The sequence below is a fragment of the Herminiimonas sp. GW821-FHT09C12 genome (genome assembly GCF_059416385.1).
Genome location: NZ_JBWKPC010000001.1, coordinates 1362040 through 1387170, shown reverse-complemented (window position 1 = coordinate 1387170; position 25131 = coordinate 1362040). Strand labels below are relative to the sequence as shown.

Annotated in this window: 21 protein-coding genes; 20 read left to right on the top strand and 1 reads right to left on the bottom strand. The window is 52.9% G+C overall.

Annotated elements, in window-relative coordinates:
• The first annotated feature begins 8 nt into the window (after positions 1 to 8).
• The 11 genes from AC07N2_RS06565 (at position 9) to AC07N2_RS06515 (ending at position 9551) form a co-directional block, all read left to right on the top strand.
• Positions 9 to 923, top strand: coding sequence for an MlaD family protein (locus AC07N2_RS06565; RefSeq protein WP_494777519.1), 915 nt, complete (start codon positions 9 to 11; stop codon positions 921 to 923).
• Between the two features lie 21 nt (positions 924 to 944).
• Positions 945 to 1556: an ABC-type transport auxiliary lipoprotein family protein gene (locus AC07N2_RS06560; RefSeq protein ID WP_494777518.1), complete on the top strand. Its 612-nt coding sequence runs from the start codon at positions 945 to 947 to the stop codon at positions 1554 to 1556.
• The gene (locus AC07N2_RS06555; RefSeq protein ID WP_494777517.1) at positions 1526 to 2680 is read left to right on the top strand and encodes a VanZ family protein; all 1155 of its coding nucleotides are present in this window, start codon (positions 1526 to 1528) and stop codon (positions 2678 to 2680) included. Before AC07N2_RS06560 ends, AC07N2_RS06555 begins: the two co-directional genes overlap by 31 nt.
• A gap of 42 nt (positions 2681 to 2722) precedes the next feature.
• Positions 2723 to 3043: a (2Fe-2S) ferredoxin domain-containing protein gene (locus AC07N2_RS06550; RefSeq protein WP_494777516.1), complete on the top strand. Its 321-nt coding sequence runs from the start codon at positions 2723 to 2725 to the stop codon at positions 3041 to 3043.
• A gap of 58 nt (positions 3044 to 3101) precedes the next feature.
• Positions 3102 to 3725, top strand: coding sequence for an alpha/beta hydrolase (locus AC07N2_RS06545; RefSeq protein WP_494777515.1), 624 nt, complete (start codon positions 3102 to 3104; stop codon positions 3723 to 3725).
• Between the two features lie 115 nt (positions 3726 to 3840).
• Positions 3841 to 4989, top strand: coding sequence for a D-alanyl-D-alanine carboxypeptidase family protein (locus AC07N2_RS06540; RefSeq protein ID WP_494777514.1), 1149 nt, complete (start codon positions 3841 to 3843; stop codon positions 4987 to 4989).
• Positions 4990 to 5184: 195 nt separating this feature from the next.
• Complete coding sequence (locus tag AC07N2_RS06535; protein WP_494777513.1) at positions 5185 to 6036, top strand: D-amino acid aminotransferase; 852 nt, start codon at positions 5185 to 5187, stop codon at positions 6034 to 6036.
• Between the two features lie 82 nt (positions 6037 to 6118).
• On the top strand, positions 6119 to 6397 hold the full coding sequence (locus AC07N2_RS06530; protein ID WP_076593165.1) for an HP0495 family protein: 279 nt from the start codon (positions 6119 to 6121) through the stop codon (positions 6395 to 6397).
• A 10-nt stretch (positions 6398 to 6407) separates the two neighbouring features.
• Positions 6408 to 7058 carry a lipoyl(octanoyl) transferase LipB gene (gene lipB, locus AC07N2_RS06525; RefSeq protein ID WP_076593164.1) on the top strand — a complete coding sequence of 217 codons (651 nt, stop codon included), beginning with the start codon at positions 6408 to 6410 and terminating at the stop codon, positions 7056 to 7058.
• Positions 7059 to 7194: 136 nt separating this feature from the next.
• Positions 7195 to 8202: a lipoyl synthase gene (gene lipA / locus AC07N2_RS06520; RefSeq protein ID WP_494777512.1), complete on the top strand. Its 1008-nt coding sequence runs from the start codon at positions 7195 to 7197 to the stop codon at positions 8200 to 8202.
• A gap of 41 nt (positions 8203 to 8243) precedes the next feature.
• The gene (locus AC07N2_RS06515) at positions 8244 to 9551 is read left to right on the top strand and encodes an MFS transporter (RefSeq protein ID WP_494777511.1); all 1308 of its coding nucleotides are present in this window, start codon (positions 8244 to 8246) and stop codon (positions 9549 to 9551) included.
• 115 nt (positions 9552 to 9666) lie between these two features.
• Here the strand turns inward: AC07N2_RS06515 and AC07N2_RS06510 are convergent, their stop codons facing one another.
• Complete coding sequence (locus AC07N2_RS06510; RefSeq protein ID WP_494777510.1) at positions 9667 to 11523, bottom strand: ABC transporter ATP-binding protein; 1857 nt, start codon at positions 11521 to 11523, stop codon at positions 9667 to 9669.
• Positions 11524 to 11691: 168 nt separating this feature from the next.
• Here AC07N2_RS06510 and AC07N2_RS06505 point away from each other — a divergent pair, with 168 nt between their 5' ends.
• From AC07N2_RS06505 to AC07N2_RS06465, 9 genes are all read left to right on the top strand, one after another.
• Positions 11692 to 12138, top strand: coding sequence for a CopD family protein (locus AC07N2_RS06505; protein ID WP_076593160.1), 447 nt, complete (start codon positions 11692 to 11694; stop codon positions 12136 to 12138).
• Positions 12139 to 12973: 835 nt separating this feature from the next.
• The gene (locus AC07N2_RS06500) at positions 12974 to 15904 is read left to right on the top strand and encodes a monovalent cation/H+ antiporter subunit A (RefSeq protein ID WP_494777509.1); all 2931 of its coding nucleotides are present in this window, start codon (positions 12974 to 12976) and stop codon (positions 15902 to 15904) included.
• The gene (locus AC07N2_RS06495; RefSeq protein WP_494777508.1) at positions 15904 to 16248 is read left to right on the top strand and encodes a Na+/H+ antiporter subunit C; all 345 of its coding nucleotides are present in this window, start codon (positions 15904 to 15906) and stop codon (positions 16246 to 16248) included. The genes AC07N2_RS06500 and AC07N2_RS06495 overlap by 1 nt, the downstream gene beginning before the upstream one ends.
• Positions 16245 to 17873: a monovalent cation/H+ antiporter subunit D gene (locus AC07N2_RS06490; protein ID WP_494777507.1), complete on the top strand. Its 1629-nt coding sequence runs from the start codon at positions 16245 to 16247 to the stop codon at positions 17871 to 17873. The genes AC07N2_RS06495 and AC07N2_RS06490 overlap by 4 nt, the downstream gene beginning before the upstream one ends.
• The gene (locus AC07N2_RS06485) at positions 17870 to 18361 is read left to right on the top strand and encodes a Na+/H+ antiporter subunit E (RefSeq protein WP_494777506.1); all 492 of its coding nucleotides are present in this window, start codon (positions 17870 to 17872) and stop codon (positions 18359 to 18361) included. The genes AC07N2_RS06490 and AC07N2_RS06485 overlap by 4 nt, the downstream gene beginning before the upstream one ends.
• 12 nt (positions 18362 to 18373) lie before the next feature.
• On the top strand, positions 18374 to 18652 hold the full coding sequence (locus tag AC07N2_RS06480) for a K+/H+ antiporter subunit F (RefSeq protein ID WP_494777505.1): 279 nt from the start codon (positions 18374 to 18376) through the stop codon (positions 18650 to 18652).
• Complete coding sequence (mnhG, locus tag AC07N2_RS06475; protein ID WP_494777504.1) at positions 18649 to 19023, top strand: monovalent cation/H(+) antiporter subunit G; 375 nt, start codon at positions 18649 to 18651, stop codon at positions 19021 to 19023. The genes AC07N2_RS06480 and mnhG overlap by 4 nt, the downstream gene beginning before the upstream one ends.
• A gap of 218 nt (positions 19024 to 19241) precedes the next feature.
• Positions 19242 to 22586 (top strand): DUF748 domain-containing protein, encoded by a 3345-nt coding sequence (locus AC07N2_RS06470; protein ID WP_494777503.1) that lies wholly within the window; start codon positions 19242 to 19244, stop codon positions 22584 to 22586.
• Between the two features lie 188 nt (positions 22587 to 22774).
• Positions 22775 to 25123, top strand: coding sequence for a Tex family protein (locus AC07N2_RS06465; protein ID WP_494777502.1), 2349 nt, complete (start codon positions 22775 to 22777; stop codon positions 25121 to 25123).
• The last annotated feature ends 8 nt before the right edge of the window (positions 25124 to 25131 follow it).

Here is a 25131-nt window from a genome sequence, read left to right as displayed (position 1 = left end):
GATCAATTATGGAAAATAAAGCTCATGCATTGATGGCGGGCATTTTCACCATCGTTCTTTTGATCGCTGCCGTGTTGATCGCGCTCTGGTTCAATCAGGATCGCGTAGAACGTGTGCCTTATGAAATCGCCACCACCTTATCCGTTCCCGGCCTCAATCCGCAGGCTGGTGTGCGTTATCGCGGGCTGGATGTCGGCCGCGTCGATGCCGTCATGTTTGATCCGAAAAAACCAGGCCAGATTCTGATCCGCTTCAGCGTATCGAAAGACACGCCTATCACGCATTCCACTTTTGCCACACTCAATTACCAAGGTGTCACCGGACTGGCTTACGTGCAATTGGACGACGACGATACACAACCGACATTGATGCCATCTTCGAAGAACAAGGTCGCACGAATCACATTGCGCGCCAGCTTGCTCGATACCTTGCAACTACGCGGCCTGGAAATCCTCAAGCAAACGGAAGAAATAACATCCAAACTCAACGTTATGTTGTCCGAGCAAAATCAGAAAAATATCCTGAGTGCCTTCACTGATGTCAGTGCCGCCGCGAACAAGGTTGGACAAATTCCACAGCAGTTGCAACCTACGCTCGATAAATTACCTGCGCTGGCAGGCAAGACTGATGCCGCATTGAATTCCATCAATAAATTATCCGATGACGCACTGCGGGTTACCAATAAACTAAATGCGCCCGACGGACCACTCAGCGGCTTTGACGATGCAGTCAATAAAGTCGGATCGGCAGCATCGCTGGTTGAATATCAGGCGACACCATTGATAGATGAAACACGTACGTCCATGCGTTCATTGAATCGCACATTGGAAACATTTAACCAGCGTCCGCAAGGTATTCTGTTCGGCCCCGGTCGCGCGCAACCTGGCCCAGGCGAAGCCGGTTTCAGCGCACCGGCACCATAAGATCACTGCTCAAGGATTCCGATGATGACCATCACACGCAGGCTATTCATTACACTTGTCTTGGCTGGTAGCGCCTTGTTCAGCGGTTGCGCCACAAATGCGCCGTCGATGACGCTGTATGATCTCGGCCCTTTACCGACACAGAATGCGGCAAACACATCAAACTTGCCGGCGATCAGTGTGGCCGACATTCATGCGCCATCCTGGCTCGATAGTCAGATGATGTTTTATCGACTCAACTACGCCAATAATCAACAACCGCGTCCATACGCGAACAGTCAATGGGCGATGCCGCCGGCGCAATTATTTTCACAACGCTTGAAAGCGCGTCTGTCTCAAGCTGGCGGCATCGTCGTCCCGGCATCCGATGGCGCCATCAATCTACCGGTGCTGCGGATAGAGGCGGATGATTTTTCCCAGTTATTCGAGAGCGCAAATAGCAGCAGCGCGCATATCGCGATACGTGCATCGCTGTTCGATGGCCGTAACTTGCGTGCGCAAAAAACATTCATCAAGCAGCTTCCCGCTGCGAGCGCAGACGCACAAGGCGGTGCTGCAGCACTCGCCAAGGTCAGCGATGCAATCATTAATGAAATGGCAGTATGGTTAGCGACACTTCCACCGAAAAAATAAACCCTGCGCAGGCGCCGACATTACAAGCATCGACGTTTTCGCGCGGTGGCTTGCTGGCGTATCTGTTTCTGATTGTCTACGCGAGCCTGTATCCATTCACTGGCTGGCAAGACGTGGGCGTGCCGCTGCAAACGTATTTGTTTGCGCCCATTCCACCACGTTACTGGACCGGTTTTGATCTGGTTACCAATATCCTCGGCTATATTCCGCTCGGCATTCTGACCGTCTATGCGCTGTATCCTAAGGTTCGTCGCACGCTGGCAATTTTGCTGGCGACGCTCCTCGGCATTGTGTTGTCTGGCTCAATGGAAGCCACGCAGGCGTTCTTGCCTAGTCGCGTTGCATCAAATCTGGACTTGCTTACCAATAGTGTCGGCGCATTGATAGGAGCATTAATCGGTAGTGCGACCAGCCATCTCATGCTGGAACGCAGCCGCTTGCGTCACTTGCGGCATCGCTGGTTTACCGCTGAAGCAAGCCGCGGCCTGACCATTTTTGCGCTATGGCCGTTGGCACAGATTTATCCGCAAAGTTATTTGTTCGGGAATGGGCAATTGCTGCCTATTTTTTCTGATTGGTTATCGGATTGGCTGGCAACGCCGATTGATCTAAGCAATTTTTTACGTAACGGCATACAACTCACAGCGGAACAATACTGGCTGGCAGAAGCCATCATTACCGCTTGCAGCACCAGCGGCGTCTTACTCGCACTGCTGTGCATGCTGCGCGACAAGGCACCGCGCTTGGTGCTGGTGTTTGCATTACTGCTTTCCGGCTTGGTCGTAAAAGCATTCGCCACCGCCATTTTCTTCACACCAGACACAGCCTTTATCTGGCTCACGCCTGGCGCACAAGGCGGCTTGCTGCTGGGTCTCGCCTTGTTGACTGGCCTGGCTTTCCTGTCGTCGACCTGGCAGAGACGTGCAGCTGTATTTCTGCTGATCGTCAGCCTCATCGCCGTCAATATCGCACCAGCCAATCCTTATTTCGTCGCGACACTAGAAACCTGGTCGCAAGGAAAATTCCTTAACTTCAATGGCGCAGCACAATTTCTCTCGCTATTGTGGCCATTCGCAGGATTATGGTTCTTGCTACACTCGATACATCGCGTGAAGCGAAAATGATGCGGGTGTATCATTTCGCTCTTTAACGCGCACACCCATTTCATGTCTGAAGATAAACAGTTTTTTGGCCAGCATTTATTCATTTGCATGAATCAACGCGATGATGGCCGCGAATGTTGTGCTGAAAAAGGCGCACATGCCGCACAGAAGCACCTGAAAGCACGCGTCAAGGAATTAGGCTTGAGCCGCAGCGGTGAAGTACGTGTCAATCAATCTGGTTGTCTTGGTCGCTGTGAAGAAGGACCCGTTCTCGTGATCTATCCGCAAGGCACCTGGTACACCTACGTCGACAATGAAGATCTCGATGAAATCATCGACGTCCATCTGGTCGGCGGCAAAATTGTCGAACGCCTGAAAATCTGAAGCGCAGCACGCAGCCAGTGTTGCCGCAATCGCACCTATCGTCATAGACCGTTAAACCATGAACGCACAAACACAATATTTCTCCTTGCCAGGCGTCGCCGGTTCACTCGAGTGCGCGCTGGATCTGCCTGCGGATGCGCCACGCGGCTTTGCGCTGGTGGCTCACCCACATCCCTTATTCGGTGGCACGATGGACAATAAAGTCGTGCATACCTTGGTACGTTCCTTTGTCACGCTCGGTTATGCAGCAGCACGCATGAACTTCCGCGGCGTCGGTGCATCGGGCGGCGTACATGATGGCGGCGCGGGTGAAACTGACGACATGGCGCAACTGTTGGCACACATGCAAGAACAATATCCAGACTTGCCGTTTGCGCTGGCTGGCTTTTCCTTCGGCACCTTTGTTCAGGCGCAATTGCAAAAACGCCTGGAAGCACAAGGCACGTCCGCTGAACGCTTGGTACTAGTTGGCACAGCAGCCGGAAAATGGCCGCTGCCTACGGTTCCAGCCGGAACCATCCTGATCCACGGTGAGCAGGACGACACGATTCCGCTGACAAATGTATTCGACTGGGCACGCCCGCAAGACTTGCCTGTACTGGTGGTTCCGGGCTGCGATCATTTTTTTAATCGAAAATTGCAACATATCAAGAATCACGTTGTCGAAATGTGGCTGCGTTAATCCGCATGTATCGATAAATGTTCATCGATCACCACGACAGCGCAGCGCTATAATCCGATAACTTTTTCCAAATCGACGCTCGCACTCCGATTGCGAGCATCCACCACAGAGTCCAATGAAAAAATTACTTGCGGCCGTCGCTGCTACCGTCCTATCGCTTTCCACCGCCTTTGCCCAAAGTGTTCCATCGCCAACCATCAATGCCAAATCATGGTTATTGCTGGATGCAACCAGCAATCAGGTACTCGCATCGAATGAGCCTGATATGCGCATCGAACCAGCATCGCTGACCAAATTGATGACGGCTTACGTCGCGTTCACCGCAGTTCAGGACAAAAAACTGGACTTGAATCAGATGATCACCATTTCCACGAATGCGTGGAAAGTCGATCCTAGCAGCTCGAAAATGTTTATCGAACCGCGCGTACCCGTCAAGGTCAACGATCTGCTGTACGGCCTGATCGTGCAATCCGGTAACGATGCTGCGGTGGCAATTGCCGAAGCAGTCGCCGGCACCGAAGATGCATTCGTCTCCCTGATGAATCGTGAAGCCGAACGCATGGGCATGAAGTCCACTCACTTCGCCAATCCACATGGTCTGCCTAGCGCCAGCAACTATTCGACCGCACGTGATTTGTCGATACTGGCTTCGCACCTGATCAACGATCACCCTGAGTTCTACAAGATTTATTCGACCAAAGAATTTACCTACAACAACATCAAGCAACCTAACCGCAACCGTTTGCTGTGGTTGGACCCAACTGTGGACGGTATGAAAACCGGCTACACACAAGGTGCTGGTTATTGCCTGATTTCGACTGCAAAACGTCCTAACGGTACCGGCGAACGTCGTCTGATTTCTGTCGTACTCGGCACCGCTTCCGATCAAGCACGTGCGCAAGAAAGCCAAAAACTGTTGAACTGGGGTTTCCAGAACTTCGACACGGTCAAGCTGTATGCGAAGAACGAGCCTATCGCCACGCCTAATGTCTGGAAAGGCACACAAAACAGCATCAAGATCGGCTTCACCCGTGATGTCTTTATCACCGTACCAAAAGGCGTAGCTAACTCAATGAAGCCAGTTTTGGCACGTAAAGATCCACTGGTCGCGCCTATCGACAAGAACAGCCAAGTCGGCACCATCAAGGTAATGTCGGCTGACGGCAAGGTTGTTTCCGAATTGCCAGTCCTCGCGCTGGAACAAGTTGGCCAAGCCGGTCTGTTCGGTCGCGCACTGGATTCGATCCGCTTGTGGGTGCATTGATTGACGACATGCGTATGGCTTGACCATACGCAATCATCTAACGGCAGGCTCAACTTCATGTTGATCCTGCCGTTTTTGTTTGTGCAAGTTTCCATGAGTCAAACTGCCTCAACGTGACAGCTTGCCGCGATAACGTAACGCCGCTTTAGTGTTTGTGCCAAAATTAGCCTCTCAACACTGATGGGAAAAGCTGCCATGGATAACGATCCACTCGTCTACCTGAACGGCATCATGACACCGCTTTCCGAAGCGAAAATTTCCGTACTGGATAGAGGCTTTATTTTTGGCGATGGCATCTACGAAGTCATACCCATCTATGAGCGCAAACCATTTCGTCCCTCACAACATCTGGCACGCCTGTTCCGCGGCCTCAATTCCATAGGCATCGATAATCCATATACAGAACAAGAATGGCTGGGTTTAGTAGAAAAAGTCACCCGCGTCGATCCGGCAGATGATCAACTGGTCTATATGCAAGTCACGCGCGGCGTAGCCAAACGTACGCATGCCTTTCCGAATATCGAACTAACGCCCACTATTTTCATCATGAGCAATCCGCTCACCTTGCCATCGGCGCAAGCACGCGCGAATGGTGTTGCCTGCGTAACCATGGAGGACAAGCGCTGGCTGCACTGCGAGATCAAGTCCATTTCCCTGCTCGGCAATGTGCTGGCCGCGCAGAATGCGGCGGAGAATGATGCGATTGAAGCCATACAGTTTCGCGACGATTTTTTAACCGAAGGATCAGCTTCCAATGTCTGGATCGTCAAGAACGGTATACTGTCGGGTCCGCCCAAGGATAATTTGATTCTGGAAGGCATACGTTACGGCTTGATAGAAGAGCTGTGTGCAGCGGACAATATTCCATTCCAGGCGCGCCGCATCAGCCGTGATGAAGTATTTGCGGCCGACGAAGTGTTATTGTCATCCGCCTCCAAGGAAGTGCTGCCGGTGACTAGTATCAACAACCAAACCATTGGAAACGGCAAACCCGGCCCCATTTATCAAAAACTATACAAGGCTTACCAAAAAGCCAAATTCGCCTGATTTCGCTTCATTCTTCGCTTAATTTTTATTACCCGCCTTTGTGCTTTCTTGCATGAACGGCAATATTCAAGAGCAACTCATCATGACAGAACCACTAGACCCAACTGAAAGCCTGATCGAATATCCTAGCGACTTTCCCATCAAAGTCATGGGCCTGACGCACGATCAATTTGTACCTACGATAGTTGAACTGGTTACAATTCACGACCCTGAATTCCATGAAGGCAGGATAGAACAACGCCCGTCTTCGGCTGGTAATTATCTGTCGCTGACTGTGACCGTGCGCGCAACCAGCCGCGAGCAACTCGATAATCTGTATCGTGCGCTGTCGTCGCACCCTATGGTGAAGTACGTCCTCTAAGCAAGTGGATATGTCAGCTCTCAACCAGCCTATCGTCCTGCAGCGTGGGCTGGAAGCTTACGAGACCACTTTTGCCGCGATGCGCGCATTTACCGATGCACGCACGGCAGAAACCGCTGACGAACTATGGGTCGTCGAGCATCCACCTGTCTTCACGCTAGGTCTCGCAGCCGATACTGCGCATGTACTCAATGCGCACGATATTCCAGTGGTACAAACCGACCGCGGTGGCGAAGTCACGTATCACGGTCCTGGCCAAGTTGTCATTTACCTATTACTGGATCTGCGCCGCCACAAGGCCGACGCGCGTCTATTCGCTCGAGAACTGGTCAATAAAATCGAACAGGCGGTGATAGATACGCTGGCAGCGTATAATCTTGCCTGCGAACGCAAACCCGGCGCACCCGGCATTTATCTGTCGGATGGACCGGCGCAAGGCGCCAAAATCGCTGCACTCGGCTTGAAGATACGAGGCAACGGTTGCACGTATCACGGCGTCTCGCTAAATGTAGCAATGGATTTGACCCCGTTTACCTGGATCAATCCCTGCGGTTATGAAGACCTGGCCACCATAGATATGCAAAGCCTGGGCGCGCAGACGACACTTAGTGCCGTGCAAAATGCACTGGCAGAAAAATTGAGCAAGAGCCTGTCTCGATAGACTCTGCTGTATGACCGCTTTGTACCCGTAATATCCATTTTCATCGTGGCAAAGACGAACGTCGGCGCTACGCGTTGTTATCCAGCGCCGCACCCAGCGTTGACATAGCGACACCTGATAAAGAGCGACCAGCCTAATGACAATCGATACCAATCCAGAAGCGTCCACACCTTCTACGCCCGCCTACAATCCAAGCGAAAAGCAAAAAGGCGCAGCCAAAACCATCCGCATCCCGATCAAAGTGATCCCGATGGAACGGCTGCCAAAACCCGACTGGATACGTGTCAAGGCTGCATCGCCAACGACCCGCTTCTACGAAATCAAAGACATCCTGCGTGCCAACAACCTCGTCACCGTCTGCGAGGAAGCAAGCTGCCCTAACATCGGCGAATGTTTCGGCAAAGGCACTGCGACCTTCATGATCATGGGTGACAAGTGCACACGTCGTTGCCCATTCTGCGACGTTGGTCATGGCCGTCCTGATCCACTTGACGTCAACGAGCCGGAAAATCTGGCCAAGACCATCGCTGCACTGCGCCTGAGCTACGTCGTCATTACCTCGGTTGATCGCGACGATCTGCGCGATGGCGGTGCTGGTCACTTTGCCGAATGCATACGCCGCGTCCGCGAACTGTCACCGAATACCCGTATTGAAATTCTGGTGCCAGACTTCCGTGGTCGCATGGACCGCGCGCTGGAAATCCTGAACGCATCACCACCTGACGTGATGAATCACAATCTGGAAACCGCACCGCGCCTGTACAAGGAAGCGCGCCCGGGCTCCGATTACGCATATTCATTGAATCTGTTGAAGCGCTTCAAGGCGCAACATCCAAACACACCTACCAAATCCGGCATCATGGTCGGCCTCGGCGAAACCGACGAAGAAGTATTGCAAGTCATGCGTGACATGCGTGCACACGATGTGGACATGCTGACCATCGGCCAATACCTGATGCCTAGCGGCGACCACTTGCCGGTGCGTCGTTACGTTCATCCCGATACTTTCAAAATGTATGAAGAAGAAGCGTACAAAATGGGCTTCGCCCATGCGGCTGTCGGCGCAATGGTACGCAGCTCCTATCATGCCGATCAGCAGGCGCATGGCGTAACCAGCGGCCAAAGTGATCAGTTAAGCAAATAATCCGCGCAGCGGATAACAATCAGGGATGAAGGAAAGCAATAATGAGTCAAAGTAACGCCGGTGCCGAGAAAAAAAATTCACCGGGCACCGTGTTGTTTGCCAGTTTGATCGGCACAACAATTGAATTTTTCGATTTTTATATCTACGCCACTGCGGCAGTTCTCGTATTTCCCACACTGTTCTTCCCATCGTCAAGTCCGACTGCAGCCATGCTGCAGTCACTCGCGACTTTTGCGATCGCATTTTTCGCACGTCCTGTCGGCTCTGCCGTCTTCGGTCATTACGGTGATCGCATCGGTCGCAAGGCAACGCTGGTGGCAGCACTATTGACGATGGGTATCTCCACCGTTGTTATCGGTTTGCTGCCAACTTATGCAAGCATCGGTACCTGGGCACCTTTGCTGCTGGCTTTGTGCCGTTTCGGCCAAGGCTTGGGCTTGGGTGGTGAATGGGGCGGCGCCGTATTGCTGGCGACCGAGAATGCACCACCGGGCAAAATCGCTTGGTATGGTTGCTTCCCGCAATTGGGCGCACCACTCGGCTTCTTCCTCTCCGGCGGTATCTTCCTGTTGTTGAGCGAGACGCTGACCAACGAACAATTCTTCAGTTACGGCTGGCGTATTCCTTTCCTTGCCAGCGCCGTGTTGGTACTGGTCGGTTTGTATGTGCGTCTGAAAATTACCGAAACACCAGTCTTCCAAAAAGTATTGGACAAGAACGAACGCGTCAAAGTGCCGTTGGCTACCATCTTCCGTGAGCACAGCCGCATCTTGGTATTGGGCACCATCATCGCCACCGCAACCTTTGTACTGTTCTATCTGATGACGGTGTTTGCCTTGAGCTGGGGTACGACTGCGCTCGGTTACTCGCGCAAGCAATTCCTGATACTGCAATTGTTTGCAGTCGTATTCTTTGCGCTGACAATTCCTATCTCCGCTCTGCTGGCAGATAAATATGGCCGACGCATCACGATGATTTTGGTATCGGTCGCGATTGCATTCTTCGGCTTGCTGATCGCGCCTATGTTTACAGCCAACGACATGGTCGGCGTGACAGTTTTCCTCTCGCTCGGATTGGCGCTGATGGGCATGACATACGGCCCGCTGGGTACGATGTTGTCCGAATTATTCCCGACAGAAATTCGCTATACCGGCGTTTCCTTGACCTTCAATCTGGGCGGCATCATAGGCGCATCACTGGCACCTTATATCGCCACCTGGCTCGCGACCAATTACGGCTTGTCTTACGTCGGCGTTTATCTGTCCGGCGCTGCCTTGTTTACTTTGATTGCTTTGCTGATGGTAGGCAAACAGAAATCCATCACTGAAGCAGAACTCACGCCATCCTGAATCCATTCCTGACGGCGTAAGCTGAAGTACACGTAATAAAAAATCCGGTGTGATGATTGGCTTGCAAAAGCCCAACCGTCACACCGGATTTTTTACATCACGCGTTCAAGACGACTTATGCGTTAGCAGCAATTTCCTCATCGTCGTCTTCCTCACCCAGAAAGCCACCGCTCTGATGCGCCCACAAGCGCGCATACAAACCGTTCTGCGCCAACAGATCGCGATGCGAACCTTCCTCGACGATTTCACCTTTATCGAGCACGATCAATCTATCCATTGCAGCAATCGTGGACAAACGATGTGCAATCGCCACCACCGTTTTACCTTCCATCAATTGATACAAGCTGGCTTGTATCGCCACTTCAGCTTCTGAATCCAGCGCGCTGGTTGCCTCATCCAATAATAGAATCGGCGCATCCTTCAACATCACGCGTGCAATCGCGATACGCTGACGCTGACCGCCAGACAGCTTCACACCGCGCTCACCCACATGCGCATCGTAACCAGTACGTCCTTTGGCATCACTCAAAGTCAGAATGAATTCGTGCGCTTCTGCGCGTTTGGCTGCCGCGATCATTTCCGCATCTGTCGCGTCTGGACGTCCATACAAAATATTGTCGCGCACAGAACGATGCAGCAAGGATGTGTCTTGCGTCACCATACCAACCTGCGCACGCAGGCTGTGCTGCGTCACATGCGCGACATCCTGGCCATCGATCAAAATCCGACCACCCTCCAAATCGTAAAACCGCAAGAGCAGATTGACGATGGTGGATTTGCCAGAACCCGAGCGACCAACCAGACCCACCTTTTCTCCCGGATGTATCGTCAAATTCAGTTGTTCAATCACTGGACGCGTACCACCGTAAGCAAAATCGACATTTTCAAAATGCAGCTCACCTTTGCTTACATGCAGAGGCTGGGCATCAGGTGCATCCGTTACTGCATGCGCGCGCGACAAGGTATTGATGCCGTCCTGCACCGTGCCGACTTGCTCGAACAAGCTTGCCATTTCCCACATCACCCAATGCGAGATGCCGTTCAGACGCAAAGCCATTGCAGTCGCTGCCGCCACCGCACCGACGCCAACCTCGCCCAGCGTCCACAACCACAGTGCCACGCCTGCCGTACTCAGGATAAGCAGCATACTTAATGCGTGGTTCACCACTTCAAAGCCGCTGACCAGACGCATCTGGTTATGCACGGCAGCAAGAAACTCTTGCATCGCATTACGCGCATAGCTCGCTTCGCGACCGGCATGCGAAAACAATTTAACCGTGCCGATATTGGTGTACGCATCGGTGATGCGGCCAGTCATCAGCGAACGTGCATCCGCCTGCTTTCTGGAGACACGGCTCAAGCGTGGCACGAAGTAACGCAAAGCCACGCCATACAGCACAGCCCAACTCAAGAACGGCACCAGCATCCACAAATTGAAGGTGCCGACCACACTCACCAGTGTGACGAAATAAATAATCACAAACACCAGGATGTCGCCCATGATCATGCAGACATCGCGCACGGCCAATGCTGTTTGCATGACTTTGGCAGCAACGCGTCCGGCAAATTCATCCTGATAAAAACCCATGCTTTGATTCAGCATCAAGCGATGGAAGTTCCAGCGCAACTGCATAGGGAAATTACCGGCCAATGCCTGATGCTTGAATAAGGTCTGCAAGGCCACCAATACGATGCTGAGTGTGATCACGCCAGCCAGCATCAAAAGGCTTCCTCGCTCCTGCGTCCACAGCAATGCCGGCTTCACCGTGCTGAGCCAATCAACTATGCGTCCCATCATCGCAAACAGCAACGCTTCAAATGCACCTATGGCAGCAGTCAGCAAAGTCATGGCCGCAATATAACGACGCGCACCTTTGGTACACGTCCAGACAAATGCAATGAACCCGCTCGGCGGCGGAGTCAGCACATCTTCCTGATACGGGTGCAGCATTTTTTCAAACCAGACAAACATTCATTTCTCCAAAAACAGGATGTGGGAATTCACTTCCCATGTATTTATTACTACGACTGCGCATAGCCGACGAGACCAAGAGCACAGCGTGCTATTCAATTTTCTTTGTAATCCGCACACCTTCGGCTACCCTATGGCTCTCAATATCATTTCATCAAAGAGAACCTCATGATCATCGCGAAATTCTTACACATACTCGGATTCACCGTCTGGGTCGGCGGCATGTTCTTCGCTCATAACGCACTGCGCCCTACCGCAGCTGTCGTACTGGAACCGCCACAACGGCTGACTTTGCTGGCGGGTGTGTTCTCCAAGTTCTTCGCGTGGGTCTGGGTCTCGGTCGCACTGATACTCGGCAGCGGGATGTATATGATGGCCTTGATGGGCAAGCCACCGCTTTACGTCACCCTGATGTTTGTGCTCGGCATCATCATGATGCTGATCTTTGCACACATCTTTTTCGCGCCCTACCGTCGCCTATTACGCGCAGTCGCAGCACAGGAATGGAAAGCCGGCGGAGCCGCAATGGCCACGATCCGCAAACTGGTAGGTATTAATTTGATACTCGGATTGGTGACGATCGTCATCGGTACGCTAGGACCGCTGTTGCGTTAAACCTTCGCGTGGAATGCTTCTTTTGCAGAAGCATTCCACGCTGTACGTAGCATACCTGAATTGAAATTTTCGCGAGCGCATCACCGCGATATGATGCGTTCTCAAGTAGATGCAATTCAACTTCAGACTTTGCAAATCAGAAACACGATTGCACATACAAAACGAAACACACATCATCACCAATGATGAAATCTGTGCACCGCAACAAAAAGTTGCGCGCAAGCACACAAAGCAAGTCTGTTATTATTGACGGGCTGAAAAAATCGGTAACAAGATTTTATAAGCGGTGCGTAACATGCGCGCGCACGAGTAGACATGCTGACCACCGGTCAGTACCAGATGGGCCAATGGCGACCATCCGTCGGTACAACGCCATGTGTATCCAGATACGTTCAGGATGTTCAAGGAAGAAATACAAGGTAATTTTGCTCATGCGAACTGCAAGTGCAAAATGAACTTGCGGTGCGCGTAGCAAAAGCAGGCAAGAATTTTGCTCATGCCGTGCAACCGTTTTGATTTTCTTGTGCATTAAATTTGATTCGTTCATGCAGCAGGTTCAAGCGAGAAGTGATTGTGTCATTTTCTGCTTAGACTTCCTTGCTGCTCGTTCGCGTACAAGGTGGGATGTCCATGTACACATGTCGATTTTCCAGCGTGCTGCCGTCTGACAAAACAGCTTTGATGGAGATGATGTCCATCGAATGGCGAATGAGAACACTGACTTTGACTCAACCTGATGGAATAAATGCCTATGCCTTTAACATCTTGAACACATACGGTCCGCCGGTCGCGGCTATAACCCGACTCGCCATTTCTCCTGAATGTTTTCCTGCGCATGTATAGACTTATTCCAGACTCCTTACCTTTACTCTCCCTCGTCATCGTTCCCTTTATCGGTAGCGTGATCGCTGCCTGCATGCCTGCCAATGCGCGTAACCGCGAATCTCTGTTGGCTGGCGGCATCGCTTTATACGGTTTGCTCATATCGGCGTATCTATATCAGCAAGTCGGCGACGGCGAAATAGTGCGCTACCACGCGGCGTGGTTGCCTATGCAAGGCGTGGACTTTGCATTGCGCATGGATGGTTTGGCCTGGTTGTTCTCGATGTTGGTACTGGGTGTCGGTTTGCTGGTGGTGCTGTACGCGCGCTATTACATGTCACCAGAAGATCCCGTGCCACGCTTCTTCGCTTTCTTGCTGGCCTTCATGGGATCGATGCTGGGGGTCGTCCTGTCCGGCAATCTGATTCAACTGGTGGTCTTCTGGGAATTGACCAGTCTGACTTCATTTCTGCTCATCGGTTACTGGCACCATCGTATCGATGCGCGACGCGGCGCACGTATGGCGTTCACTGTCACTGCTGCGGGCGGATTATGTTTGCTGTGCGGCGTACTGATCCTGGGTCATATAGTCGGCAGCTACGATCTCGATACTGTATTAGCCGCTGGCGACAAGATACGCACACATGATTGGTATGTGGCAGCGCTGGTGCTGGTGGCACTGGGCGCGTTGACCAAGAGCGCACAATTTCCTTTCCATTTTTGGCTGCCGCACGCGATGGCGGCACCTACACCGGTTTCTTCCTATCTGCATTCTGCGACGATGGTGAAGGCAGGTGTTTTTCTGTTGATACGCTTCTGGCCTGCATTGTCCGGGACCGAAGAATGGACCTGGCTCATTGCTGGTGCTGGCGTGACTACGCTACTGATTGGCTCCTTCGTTGCGATTTTCCAGCACGATCTGAAAGGCTTGCTGGCGTATTCCACCATCAGCCATCTGGGCTTGATCACGGTATTGCTGGGCATCGGTTCACCGCTGGGCGTCGTGGCAGCAATTTTCCACACGCTGAATCACGCGATTTTCAAAGCCTCGCTGTTCATGGCGGCTGGCATCATCGATCATGAAACCGGCACACGCGACATGCGCGTACTACGCGGCTTGCGCCATGCGATCCCGATTACGGCGACGCTGGCGATTGTCGCCAGTGCTTCGATGGCTGGCGTACCACTGCTCAATGGCTTCCTGTCGAAAGAAATGTTTTTTGCCGAAACCCTGCACGTAGGCGGTACAGAAAACTGGTGGATGTCGTATGCCGCAGTAGCGATGGGCATTTTCAGCGTCGCGTATTCATTACGCTTCATTAGTGTGTTTTTTGGCAAGCTGCCTACCGACTTGCCGAAAACACCGCACGAACCACCACGCTGGATGCGCTTCCCGGTTGAGCTGCTGGTACTGCTCTGCCTGATTGTCGGCATTGTTCCTGGCTTGAGCGTCAAACCGTTTTTGAATAGTGCCGTCGTGTCTGTGCTGGGCGTGCAAACCCCTGAGTACGATCTTGGCATGTGGCATGGCTTTAATTTGCCACTGTTGATGAGCTTCATCGCGCTGGGCGGCGGGATTCTGTTTTACGTCATCTTGCGCCGCTACTTCTACCTGGCTTCAAGAGATAGCGTGCCGCTGTTCCGGCATTTCAGTGGTGCACAAGTGTATGAAACCGCGATGCTGCGCCTGACCTCAAGTGCTGCTTTCCTGGTGAAATGGCTGGGTACGCGTCGTCTGCAACCGCAATTATTCCTGATGATGGCTGCGATGATAGGCGTGCCTTTGTTGATGGTGCGACCGCTACCGACACTGAACGCAGCATCGTTTGCAAACATCGATCCGCTCTTTGCGACGATGTGGTTCATAGGTTGCGTATGCGCGGTCTCGGCCGCATGGCAGGCGAAATACCACCGACTCGCTGCGCTGATTCTGGTTGGCGGCACAGGCGTAGTCGTCAGCATGACCTTCCTGTGGTTGTCAGCACCTGACTTGGCATTGACGCAAATGATGGTGGAAACCGTCACCGCCGTACTCATTCTGCTCGGCATGCGTTGGTTGCCACGCCGCTTGGTGCCGAAAGAACTCAATATGCAAGTGCCGCGTACCGTCTGGCTGCATCGCTCACGCGATCTGGCGCTGGCAGTCGTTGGCGGATTGAGTATCGCTGCCGTCAGCTATGCCGTGTTGACGCATCCGCAACCAAAAAGCATAGGTGACTTCTTCCTGCTGCGTGCACTATCGGAAGGCGGCGGCTCGAATGTCGTCAACGTGTTGCTGGTGGACTTCCGCGGCTTCGATACGATGGGTGAAATCACCGTGCTCTCGATCGTGGCCCTGACTGTCTATGCCTTGTTGCGTCGCTTCCGTCCTTCGCCAGAAAGCATGGCGCCGCCGGAACAACAAATCAACGACATCGATCCAGCTGCACGACAAACACCAGTGGAACAAGTCGAGAGTGGTTATCTGATGGTTCCTGGCGTTTATCTGCGCTTCCTGCTGCCGTTCATGGGCATGATCGTCGCCTACTTCTTCATGCGCGGACATAATCTGCCTGGCGGCGGCTTCGTTGCCGGATTGATTTTTGCGGTCGCCATCATCGTGCAATACATGCTGGCTGGTACGACCTGGGTGGAATCGCATTTGCATCTGCGGCCACTGCGCTGGCTCTCATTTGGCTTGGTCCTTGCCTGTCTGACCGGATTAGGTTCTCTCCTGTTTGGCTATCCGTTCCTGACCAGCCATACCGCACATTTAAACCTGCCTGTACTCGGTGAAATTCATGTCCCGAGTGCCTTCTTCTTCGACCTCGGTGTGTTCGTGGTGGTGGTCGGTGCAACCATGTTGATCCTGGTCGCGCTGGCGCATCAAACGATACGTAGCCGACGTCCGCAACAGGGCGGCGCGGCCGAACCTACTGCAAGCAACAAGCGAGGGACCGTCTGATGGAAATTGTTATCTCTCTCGCCATAGGCGTACTGTTTGGATCAGGTATCTGGCTGATACTGCGTCCGCGCAGCTTCCAGGTACTGACTGGTTTGATGCTGATGTCTTATGCAGTCAATCTATTCATCTTCATCATGGGACGCTTGTGGGTCAATCGTCCGCCGCTGACACTCGGTGGCGCTGCACCCGATCCGGCCATGTTCAGTGATCCACTCCCGCAAGCGCTGGTCTTGACGGCGATTGTGATTGGTTTTGCCACCACGGCACTGTATCTGGTTGTCATGATCGGTTCGCGCGGCTTGACCGGCACCGATCACGTCGATGGTGAGGAGTCCGATCAATGAAGCTGGATTGGATGCAACATCTCATCATTCTGCCGGTGCTGTTGCCGCTGCTATGCGGCGCGCTGCTGATCCTGATCAATGAAAGCCGACATCAGTTCAAGTTCTTCGTGAATTTGACCTCTGTATTGCTGCAATTCGTGATTGCCGTCGTACTGATACAACTGACGGACAGCGGACATTGGGTCGATGGCATAGGCGTATATCTGGCTGCGAACTGGACTGCGCCATTCGGCATCTCGCTCGTCGCTGATCGCCTCGCATCATTAATGCTGTTGCTGACAGCCTTGCTCGCTACTGCCGCGCTGCTGTATTCGATGATGCGCTGGAGCCGCATAGGCGTGCATTTCCATTCGCTGTTTCAGTTCCTGTTGATGGGGATTAACGGTGCCTTCCTGACGCATGATCTGTTCAACCTGTTTGTCTTCTTCGAAGTCATGCTGGCAGCATCATACGGCTTGGTACTGCACGGCTATAACACCGCCCGCATCCGCGCCGGCATGCAATACATCGCGATCAATCTGGCTGCATCGCTGCTGTTCCTGATCGGCGTTGCGCTGATCTATGCCAGCACCGGCACCTTGAATATGGCCGATCTGGCCGCGCGTCTGCCGCAGGTCGAAGCGAGCGATCTGGTCTTCTTGAAAATCGGTGTTGCGATACTTGCCATCGCCTTCTTGGTGAAAAGTGCAATGTGGCCGCTCGGTTTTTGGTTACCAACCACTTATGCAGCAGCCTCTCCACCGGTCGCTGCGATGCTGGTCTTGATGACCAAAGTCGGTGCCTACGTGATCCTGCGCTTGTGGCTGCTGATCTTTTCACCGGATGCAGGAGCCGTTGCCGGCTATGGCTACGACGCACTACTGTGGGGCGGCATGGCGACCATCGTCTTCGGTGCCGCCGGCATGCTTGCCAGCGAAAATCTGGGACGCATAGCTGGTTATGGCGCCATCACGTCTTCCGGCACGCTGCTGGCTGTCATCGGTTACGGCCAAGCCTCGCTGGTCACTGCCGGCCTCTATTATTTAATCGGCTCCACCATGGCGATGGCAGCCTTTGTCTTGCTGATCGAACTGGTAGAGCGCATACGCTCACCCGGTGCGAACATGCTGGCACTGACGATGGAAGCGTTTGCGATTGAAGAAAAACCGGAGGAAACCGCCGGTGTCGGCATTCCGGGCGCGATGGCTTTTCTTGGCTTGGCCTTTGCCGGTTGCGCTTTGATCATCGCCGGTCTGCCACCGTTATCTGGCTTTGTCGCCAAATTCGGTTTGTTCCACGCGCTACTCAATCCTGATTCGAGCAGCATCGTCATTACCTCAGCCACTTGGGCCTTGATGATACTGATCGTGCTGTCAGGTTTTGCGGCGATTATTTCGCTGATGCGTTTTGGCGTACGGACATTCTGGGCATCGGGAGCGATCACTTCACCACGTTTGCATTTAACGGAAGTGCTGCCTATCAGTGTTCTGCTCTTGCTCTGCGTAGTGCTCACCGTGCAAGCAGGGCCAGTCTTTGCCTATCTGGAACGGACCAGCAACGATTTGCATAAACCTGCGCAATATATAGACCGGGTTATTTCCGAACCGGCCGTATCGCGCATCCAAAGTGAAGGGAGCCGCCCATGAAGCGCTGGTTACCTTCACCGGGGATGTCTTGCGTGTTGCTGCTGTTCTGGCTGCTGCTTAATGAAAGCGTCGACCCAGCGCAAATATTACTCGGCGTCATACTTGCCATCGCGATGCCGCTGCTGACCCAACGACTGCAACCATTAGGCTATCCACGAATATCCAAGCCGTTCACGCTGTTTCGCTTGCTGGGGATGGCGCTAGTGGAAATTGTGCGCTCCTGCTTCAACGTCAGTTGGCTCATTTTGTCTCCACGTCCAGGCAAACTGAATTCGCAATTCATACGCGTCCCACTGGACATCCGCAATCCATATGGCTTGGCGCTGTTATCGTGCCTGATCAATTCGACACCCGGCACGGTATGGGTAGAAATTCTGCCTGATACCAACGAGTTGGCGCTGCACGTGTTCGACCTGCATGACGAACAGTGGTGGATAGACACAATCAAGACGCGCTACGAAAAGCCGTTGATTGAAGTTTTTGAATAGGAGAATGTAAGCATGACGATACTGCTGGGATGGGCTATCCAATTCGCCTTCATCTGCATCCTCCTGGCGATGCTGTTCTGTGCCGTCCGGCTACTCATCGGCCCGACTGCGCACGATCGCGTGCTCGCACTGGACACCTTGTGGATGTGCGCCATGCTGTTGGCGCTGATGCTGGGAATACGCTTTGGCGACCTGATTTATTTCGAAGCGGCGATGATGATTGCGCTGCTGGGCTTTGTATCGACCATAGCCCTGACCAAATTCCTGATGCGTGGGGAGATTATTGAATGAACGGATTGGAAAACCTGCCAGCATGGGCAGCCCTCATTGTCTCCGTGTTACTGATCCTCGGTGGCGCCATCATCTTCATCGGCGCACTGGGCTTGATGCGTCTGCCCAGCTTCTATCAGCGCATACACGGTCCGGCCATCACGGTGACACTAGGTGCAGGCTGCCTATTGATTGCCTCGATGCTGTATTTCAGCGTGTTGCAGTCCAGGCTGGTGATACATGAACTGATTATTTCCGCCTTCATCATGCTGACGGCACCAGTCGTGTCCATGCTCATCATGCGCGCGGCAGTCTATCGGGATTTACGTGCCGGCAAGCGGGATGCCGGCGCTGACTCAGGCGAGGTTTACAGCTTCCCCGACAAAAAGTAAGTCTGCTCTGAAAATTGGGCGCAAAACGCGCTCAATTTTTGCCTTTCCGGCTTCCTGCCAAATTCGCCCTCTGGGCAAAAACCACTCCCAGCATCCACTTTCCCCGCCGTTGTAGCGTTTGCATAAGCTCACATTCGACGTATTCAAATCAGCAACATTTCGCCCGATCCGACTGGTAGAATCGAATTACCCATCACTCCGGCTTATGCTGAACTCCCATGCCAAACTCACGCACTCAGCAGCTAGCGCAATCCGCTCGCAATTTCTCGGGTAAACCGGTAGTTCGGCGCACCCTCATCGGGCTTGTTGTATTTGTTGTGTTGATCGGCCTGTTTGGCTTCTTTGCCTTGCCGGGCATCATCAAATCACAGGCAGAAAAGCTGATCACGGAAAAACTGCATCGCCAGACCACGATAGGCAAGGTTGAAGTCAATCCGTACGCGATGCGCGTCACGATTCATGACATGAAGCTGATGGAACCGGAAGGCGATGTTGTCTTCGCCAGCTTCGAGAAGCTGATGGTCAATACCTCGTATAAATCCATACTGCGCTTTGCGCCAGTAATAAAACAAGTACAACTCAGCGCACCCTACGTTCATCTGGTACGCAAAGATGCGACACACTACAACATCGATGACATCATCGAATTGATCAACAGCCAGCCACCGTCACCTGAACCGGCACGCTTTTCCGTCTTCAATATCGAAGTGGATAAAGGCCGCATCGAGCTCGATGACAAGCCGGCACAAACCAAGCACGAAATCGCCGATCTAAAGATAGGCGTACCTTTCATCTCATCTCTGCCGTCGCAGGTTGAAGTCAATGTTGAACCGTTGTTGAGTGCCACCGTCAACGGTTCGCCACTGCTGATCAAGGGCAAGGCGCATCCATTTGCCGACCCTGTCGATGCCGTCGTCGATCTCAATCTCGACGATGTGGACTTGACCGACTACATTAAATACGTGCCTGGCACGCCGCACTTCAAAGTACCTAGCGCCAAACTCGATCTGCACATGACGGCTAATTTCCGTCAGGAAAAAGACAAGGCACCTGCCCTGCTCCTGAGCGGCAACGTCAAACTGAAATCATTGCAAGTCAATGATCAGAATGGCAAATCAATAGTCAAACTGCCGGAACTGGCCATCACGCTGGACAATGCCAAAGTACTGAGCGAACGCTTTGAAGTTGCCAAGCTGGCGATCAACGGCATAGAAGCGGATATCGCTCGCAATGCAAACGGCCAATTTAATTTTGACAATCTACTGACGCCACCAGCGCCATCCAAAACTGTGGCAACAGCGAAAGCTGAACCTGCACCCGCAACGCCAGCGCCACCGGTTGCTACTGCAGCAAAAGCCCCTGCAGCCTTTACCTTTGCACTGGCAGAACTCGATATCAACAATGCAGCTTTGCGCTACGCAGATGCACAAGCGGCACGCCCGGTACTCGCCAGCATAGAAAAATTCAATCTGACAGTACGCAAGGTTGAAGTCGATACCAGCAAGAAAACCGTGATCGTCGATGAAGTCACATCCAATCAAGCCGGCTTCTCTTTGCAACAAGGCAAACCACGTAGCGCTGCAAGCACAAGCAATAAAACTAGCGAAACGCATGCCGCGACCAAAGCCAAAACACCAACCCAAACCACGGATGCCTCCTACACCGTAGACATCAACAAAGTTGGCATCGCGAATTGGTCTGCGCGTTTGGAAGATCGCAGCTTGCCAAAACCAGCCGTCACCGTCATCGACCCGCTGGCCTTGTCCTTGCAAAATCTATCCACCAAACCGAATGCACGCGGACAGATAGACCTGAAAGCTTCGGTCAACAAAAACGGACAACTCGCCGTCAACGGCAGCGTTGGCATGACACCTTTGCACACCGATCTCGCGCTGGATTTCAAGAGCGTAGACATCATGCAGTTGCAGCCGTACTTCACCGATCAGGTCAACATTCTGCTGACGCGCGCCGACATCTCTGGCAAAGGCAAACTGCAAATCGATCAGGGTAAAGGCGATGCACTAGTCGGCGGCTTCAAAGGCGATCTCACGCTGGGCAATCTGGCTACAGTGGACAAACTCAGTACCAATGATTTCCTGCGCTGGAAATCGCTGTACTTCGGTGGCATGGATGTAAAACTTGCACCATTTTCATTGAGCATAGATCAAGTTGCACTCAGCGACTTCTTCGCGCGCATCATCATCGACCCAACTGGTCGTATCAATCTGCAGGATGTGAAGATCAATGAAGCGACCGGTCAGAAAAGCGTAACGGAAGAACACAAAGCAGCACCGGGCACACCGCCCGTCGCAGCGAATAAAAATACCGTTACCTTGCCGCCGCCAGTCAAAACGGCCAGCGACATTCCACCAATTAAAATCAAGAAGCTGACATTGCAGGGTGGTCAGGTACGCTTTACCGATAATTTCATCAAACCGAATTACACCGCCAACCTGATGAAGTTCGGCGGCGTAGTGACCGGCTTGTCGTCCGATGCCAATAGCAATGCCAACGTCGATTTGAAAGGTCAGGTCAATAGCGCCCCGCTCGCTGTTGCCGGCACCATCAATCCGCTCAAAGGCGATCTGACCATGGATGTCAAAGCAGAAGTACACGGCATGGAACTGGCACCGCTGTCGCCATACTCCGGCCGCTACATCGGCTACGGCATAGAGAAAGGCAAACTCTCGTTTGAAGTCGCCTACAAGATTCAAGATCGCGTACTCAGCGCACAGAATCGCCTGATTCTGGAGCAGCTCACTTTGGGAAACAAGGTTGAAAGCCCGGACGCACCAAATCTACCAGTCAATTTTGCGTTAGCACTGCTACGCGATCGCAACGGCGTGATCGATATCAACCTGCCGATTGGCGGTTCGCTGGACGATCCACAATTTTCGATCGGCGGCATCATCGTCAAGGTGATCGTCAATCTCATCACCAAGGCAGTCACCGCACCGTTCGCGCTGATCGGCTCATTGTTTGGTGGCGGCGAAGAATTATCGAATCTGGATTTCGCTCCCGGCTTCGCCACGATCAACGATGCTGGCGAAACCAAACTCAAGACCATGGTAAAAATGCTGACAGATCGTCCAGCATTGAAACTGGAAATCACTGGCCGCACCGATCCAGAAGCTGATCGCGAAGGTTTGAAACACGCATCCATTACACGCAAAGTACGCGCGCTGAAATTGAAAGACATGGTGGCACGCGGTCAATCCGGCGATCTGGACAGCCTGACGGTCACACCGCAGGAATATCCAGCTTTGTTGAAACGTGTGTATAGCGATGAAAAATTTCCTAAACCGCGCAATATGATCGGCTTGCAAAAAGATTTGCCAGTGGAAGAAATGGAAAAACTGATGGTCACCAACACTACTGTCAGCGACGATGATCTGATTGCACTCGGCAATCGTCGCGCACAAGTCGTCAAGGATTGGCTGCTGCAAACCGGCAAGATCCCTGAAGACCGCATTTTCATCCTTGCTTCCAAGTCCGGTGGCACGGCTGCGAAAGACGGTGCTGCCGCAGCCAAAGCAAGCCGTGTAGATTTTTCCTTGAAATAAAGACACGCATTTCCTCAATCGCTTCCGCCTTGCATACGACGCAGCTTTCGCGTCGTATGCATTCCCCCGAATAGTTGCAACATAGAAAACATCTGCTTATTCCTCTGTCTTTTTCTCTGCTGTCAAGACTGGCGCATTCGCGTCAATTGCGTATCATCTAGCGCTCGTTATCCTCATTCTGATTATTCATGCTGCCTTCCATCGAACAACGTCTCGCCCTCGAACTTGCCGCTAAACCTATACAGGTCGCTGCTGCCATAGCTCTGCTGGATGAAGGTGCCACCGTGCCTTTTATCTCGCGTTACCGTAAAGAAGCAACCGGCGGCCTCGACGATATTCAATTACGTTTGCTGGAAGAGCGCCTGCGCTATCTGCGCGAACTGGAAGATAGACGCGCCGCGATTGTGGCCTCTATCGAAGAGCAAAATAAAATGACACCAGTCTTGCTCGACGCGATCATGCACGCAGAAGACAAGACACGACTGGAAGATTTGTATCTGCCGTACAAACAGAAACGCCGCACCAAAGCGCAGATTGCAGTTGAAGCTGGCTTGACGCCATTGGCTGATGCACTGATCGCAGACCCGACGCTGAATCCGGAAGAAGAAGCCACCAAATACCTGAAACCTGCTTTCACAGTAGATGGGATCGACAATCCAGGTGTAGCCGATACCAAAGCAGCGCTCGACGGCGCGCGCCAAATTTTGATGGAACGTTTCGCCGAAGATGCAGCGCTGCTGCAAGCCTTGCGTGAATACATCACCGAGCACGGCATTGTTGAATCCAAAGTGGTTGAAGGCAAAGAAGATGCGGGCGCGAAGTTCTCCGATTATTTCGATTACTCGGAAACCATCAGCACCATCCCTTCGCACCGTGCGCTGGCGATGTTCCGCGGTCGTCGTGAAGAAATGCTGAACGTCAATCTACGCCTCGACACAGAAGAAGAAAAACCGAAATGGGATGCGCCACACAATCCGTGCGAAGGTCGTATCGCTTCGCGCTTCGGCATCAGCAATCAAGGTCGTCCTGCAGATAAATGGCTGGCCGACACCGTACGCTGGACCTGGCGTGTCAAAGTCTTCATGCATCTGGAAACAGAGCTGATGACCAATCTGCGCGAGAAAGCAGAAGTCGAAGCGATCAATGTATTTGCACTGAATCTGAAAGCGCTGCTACTGGCAGCGCCAGCCGGACCGCGCGCCACGATGGGACTCGATCCTGGCCTGCGTACTGGCGTCAAGGTCGCAGTGGTCGATGCCACCGGCAAAGTGGTCGATACCGCCACCGTCTATCCGCACCAGCCACGCAACGATTGGGACGGCACGCTGCATACGCTGGCACAACTGGCAGAGAAACATAAAGTCGCGCTGATCTCTATCGGCAACGGCACCGCCTCGCGCGAAACCGACAAGCTGGCGCAAGACTTGATCAAGATGCGTCCAGAATTAAAGCTGACCAAGATCGTCGTCTCCGAAGCCGGCGCGTCGGTGTACTCCGCATCTGAATTCGCATCGCGCGAATTGCCGGATATGGATGTCTCGATCCGTGGCGCAGTATCCATCGCACGTCGCTTGCAAGATCCTTTGGCAGAACTGGTCAAGATCGATCCGAAATCTATCGGCGTCGGTCAGTACCAGCACGATGTCGGCCAAACTCAATTAGCGCGCTCACTAGACGCCGTGGTTGAGGATTGCGTGAATGCGGTAGGTGTAGACGTCAACACAGCGTCTGCGCCGCTGCTGGCACGTGTATCAGGCTTGAATAACAGCGTCGCGCAAAGCATCGTCAGCTATCGCGACATGAAAGGCATGTTTACTTCACGTGCTGACCTGCGCGCGGTGCCGCGCCTGGGCGACAAGACTTTTGAGCAGGCAGCAGGCTTCCTGCGCGTGATGTCAGGTGAGAATCCGCTGGACGCGTCGGCAGTCCATCCTGAATCCTATCCGCTGGTCGAAAAAATCCTGGCCGACATCAAGAAAGATGTGAAAAGCATCATCGGCGATGAAAAGGTCTTGAAGTCACTGAGCCCGGCCAAATACGCGGATGAAAAATTCGGTATCCCGACCATCACCGACATTCTGAAAGAACTGGAAAAACCAGGCCGCGATCCACGTCCGGAATTCACCACCGCCACGTTCAAAGACGGCGTGGAAGAAATCAAGGATTTGCGCCCAGACATGATTCTCGAAGGCGTAGTCACCAACGTCGCGGCCTTCGGTGCCTTCGTCGATATCGGCGTGCATCAGGATGGCTTGGTACATATCTCCGCACTGTCCAATACCTTTGTCAAAGATCCACACACCGTGGTCAAAGCCGGACAAGTTGTCAAAGTGAAAGTGCTGGAGGTTGACGAGAAGCGTAAACGTATCGCTTTGACAATGCGCCTGTCGGACTCGGCACCAGTTGCCGGAAGCAAACCAGAGCAACGTGCCGACCGTAATGACAGCCGCCGCCTGTCACAACACCAGAATCAGCAGAGCCGTCAGCCAGATAGCGGTAGCGCAATGGCAGCAGCTTTTGCCAAACTGAAGGGATAAGCAGCAAG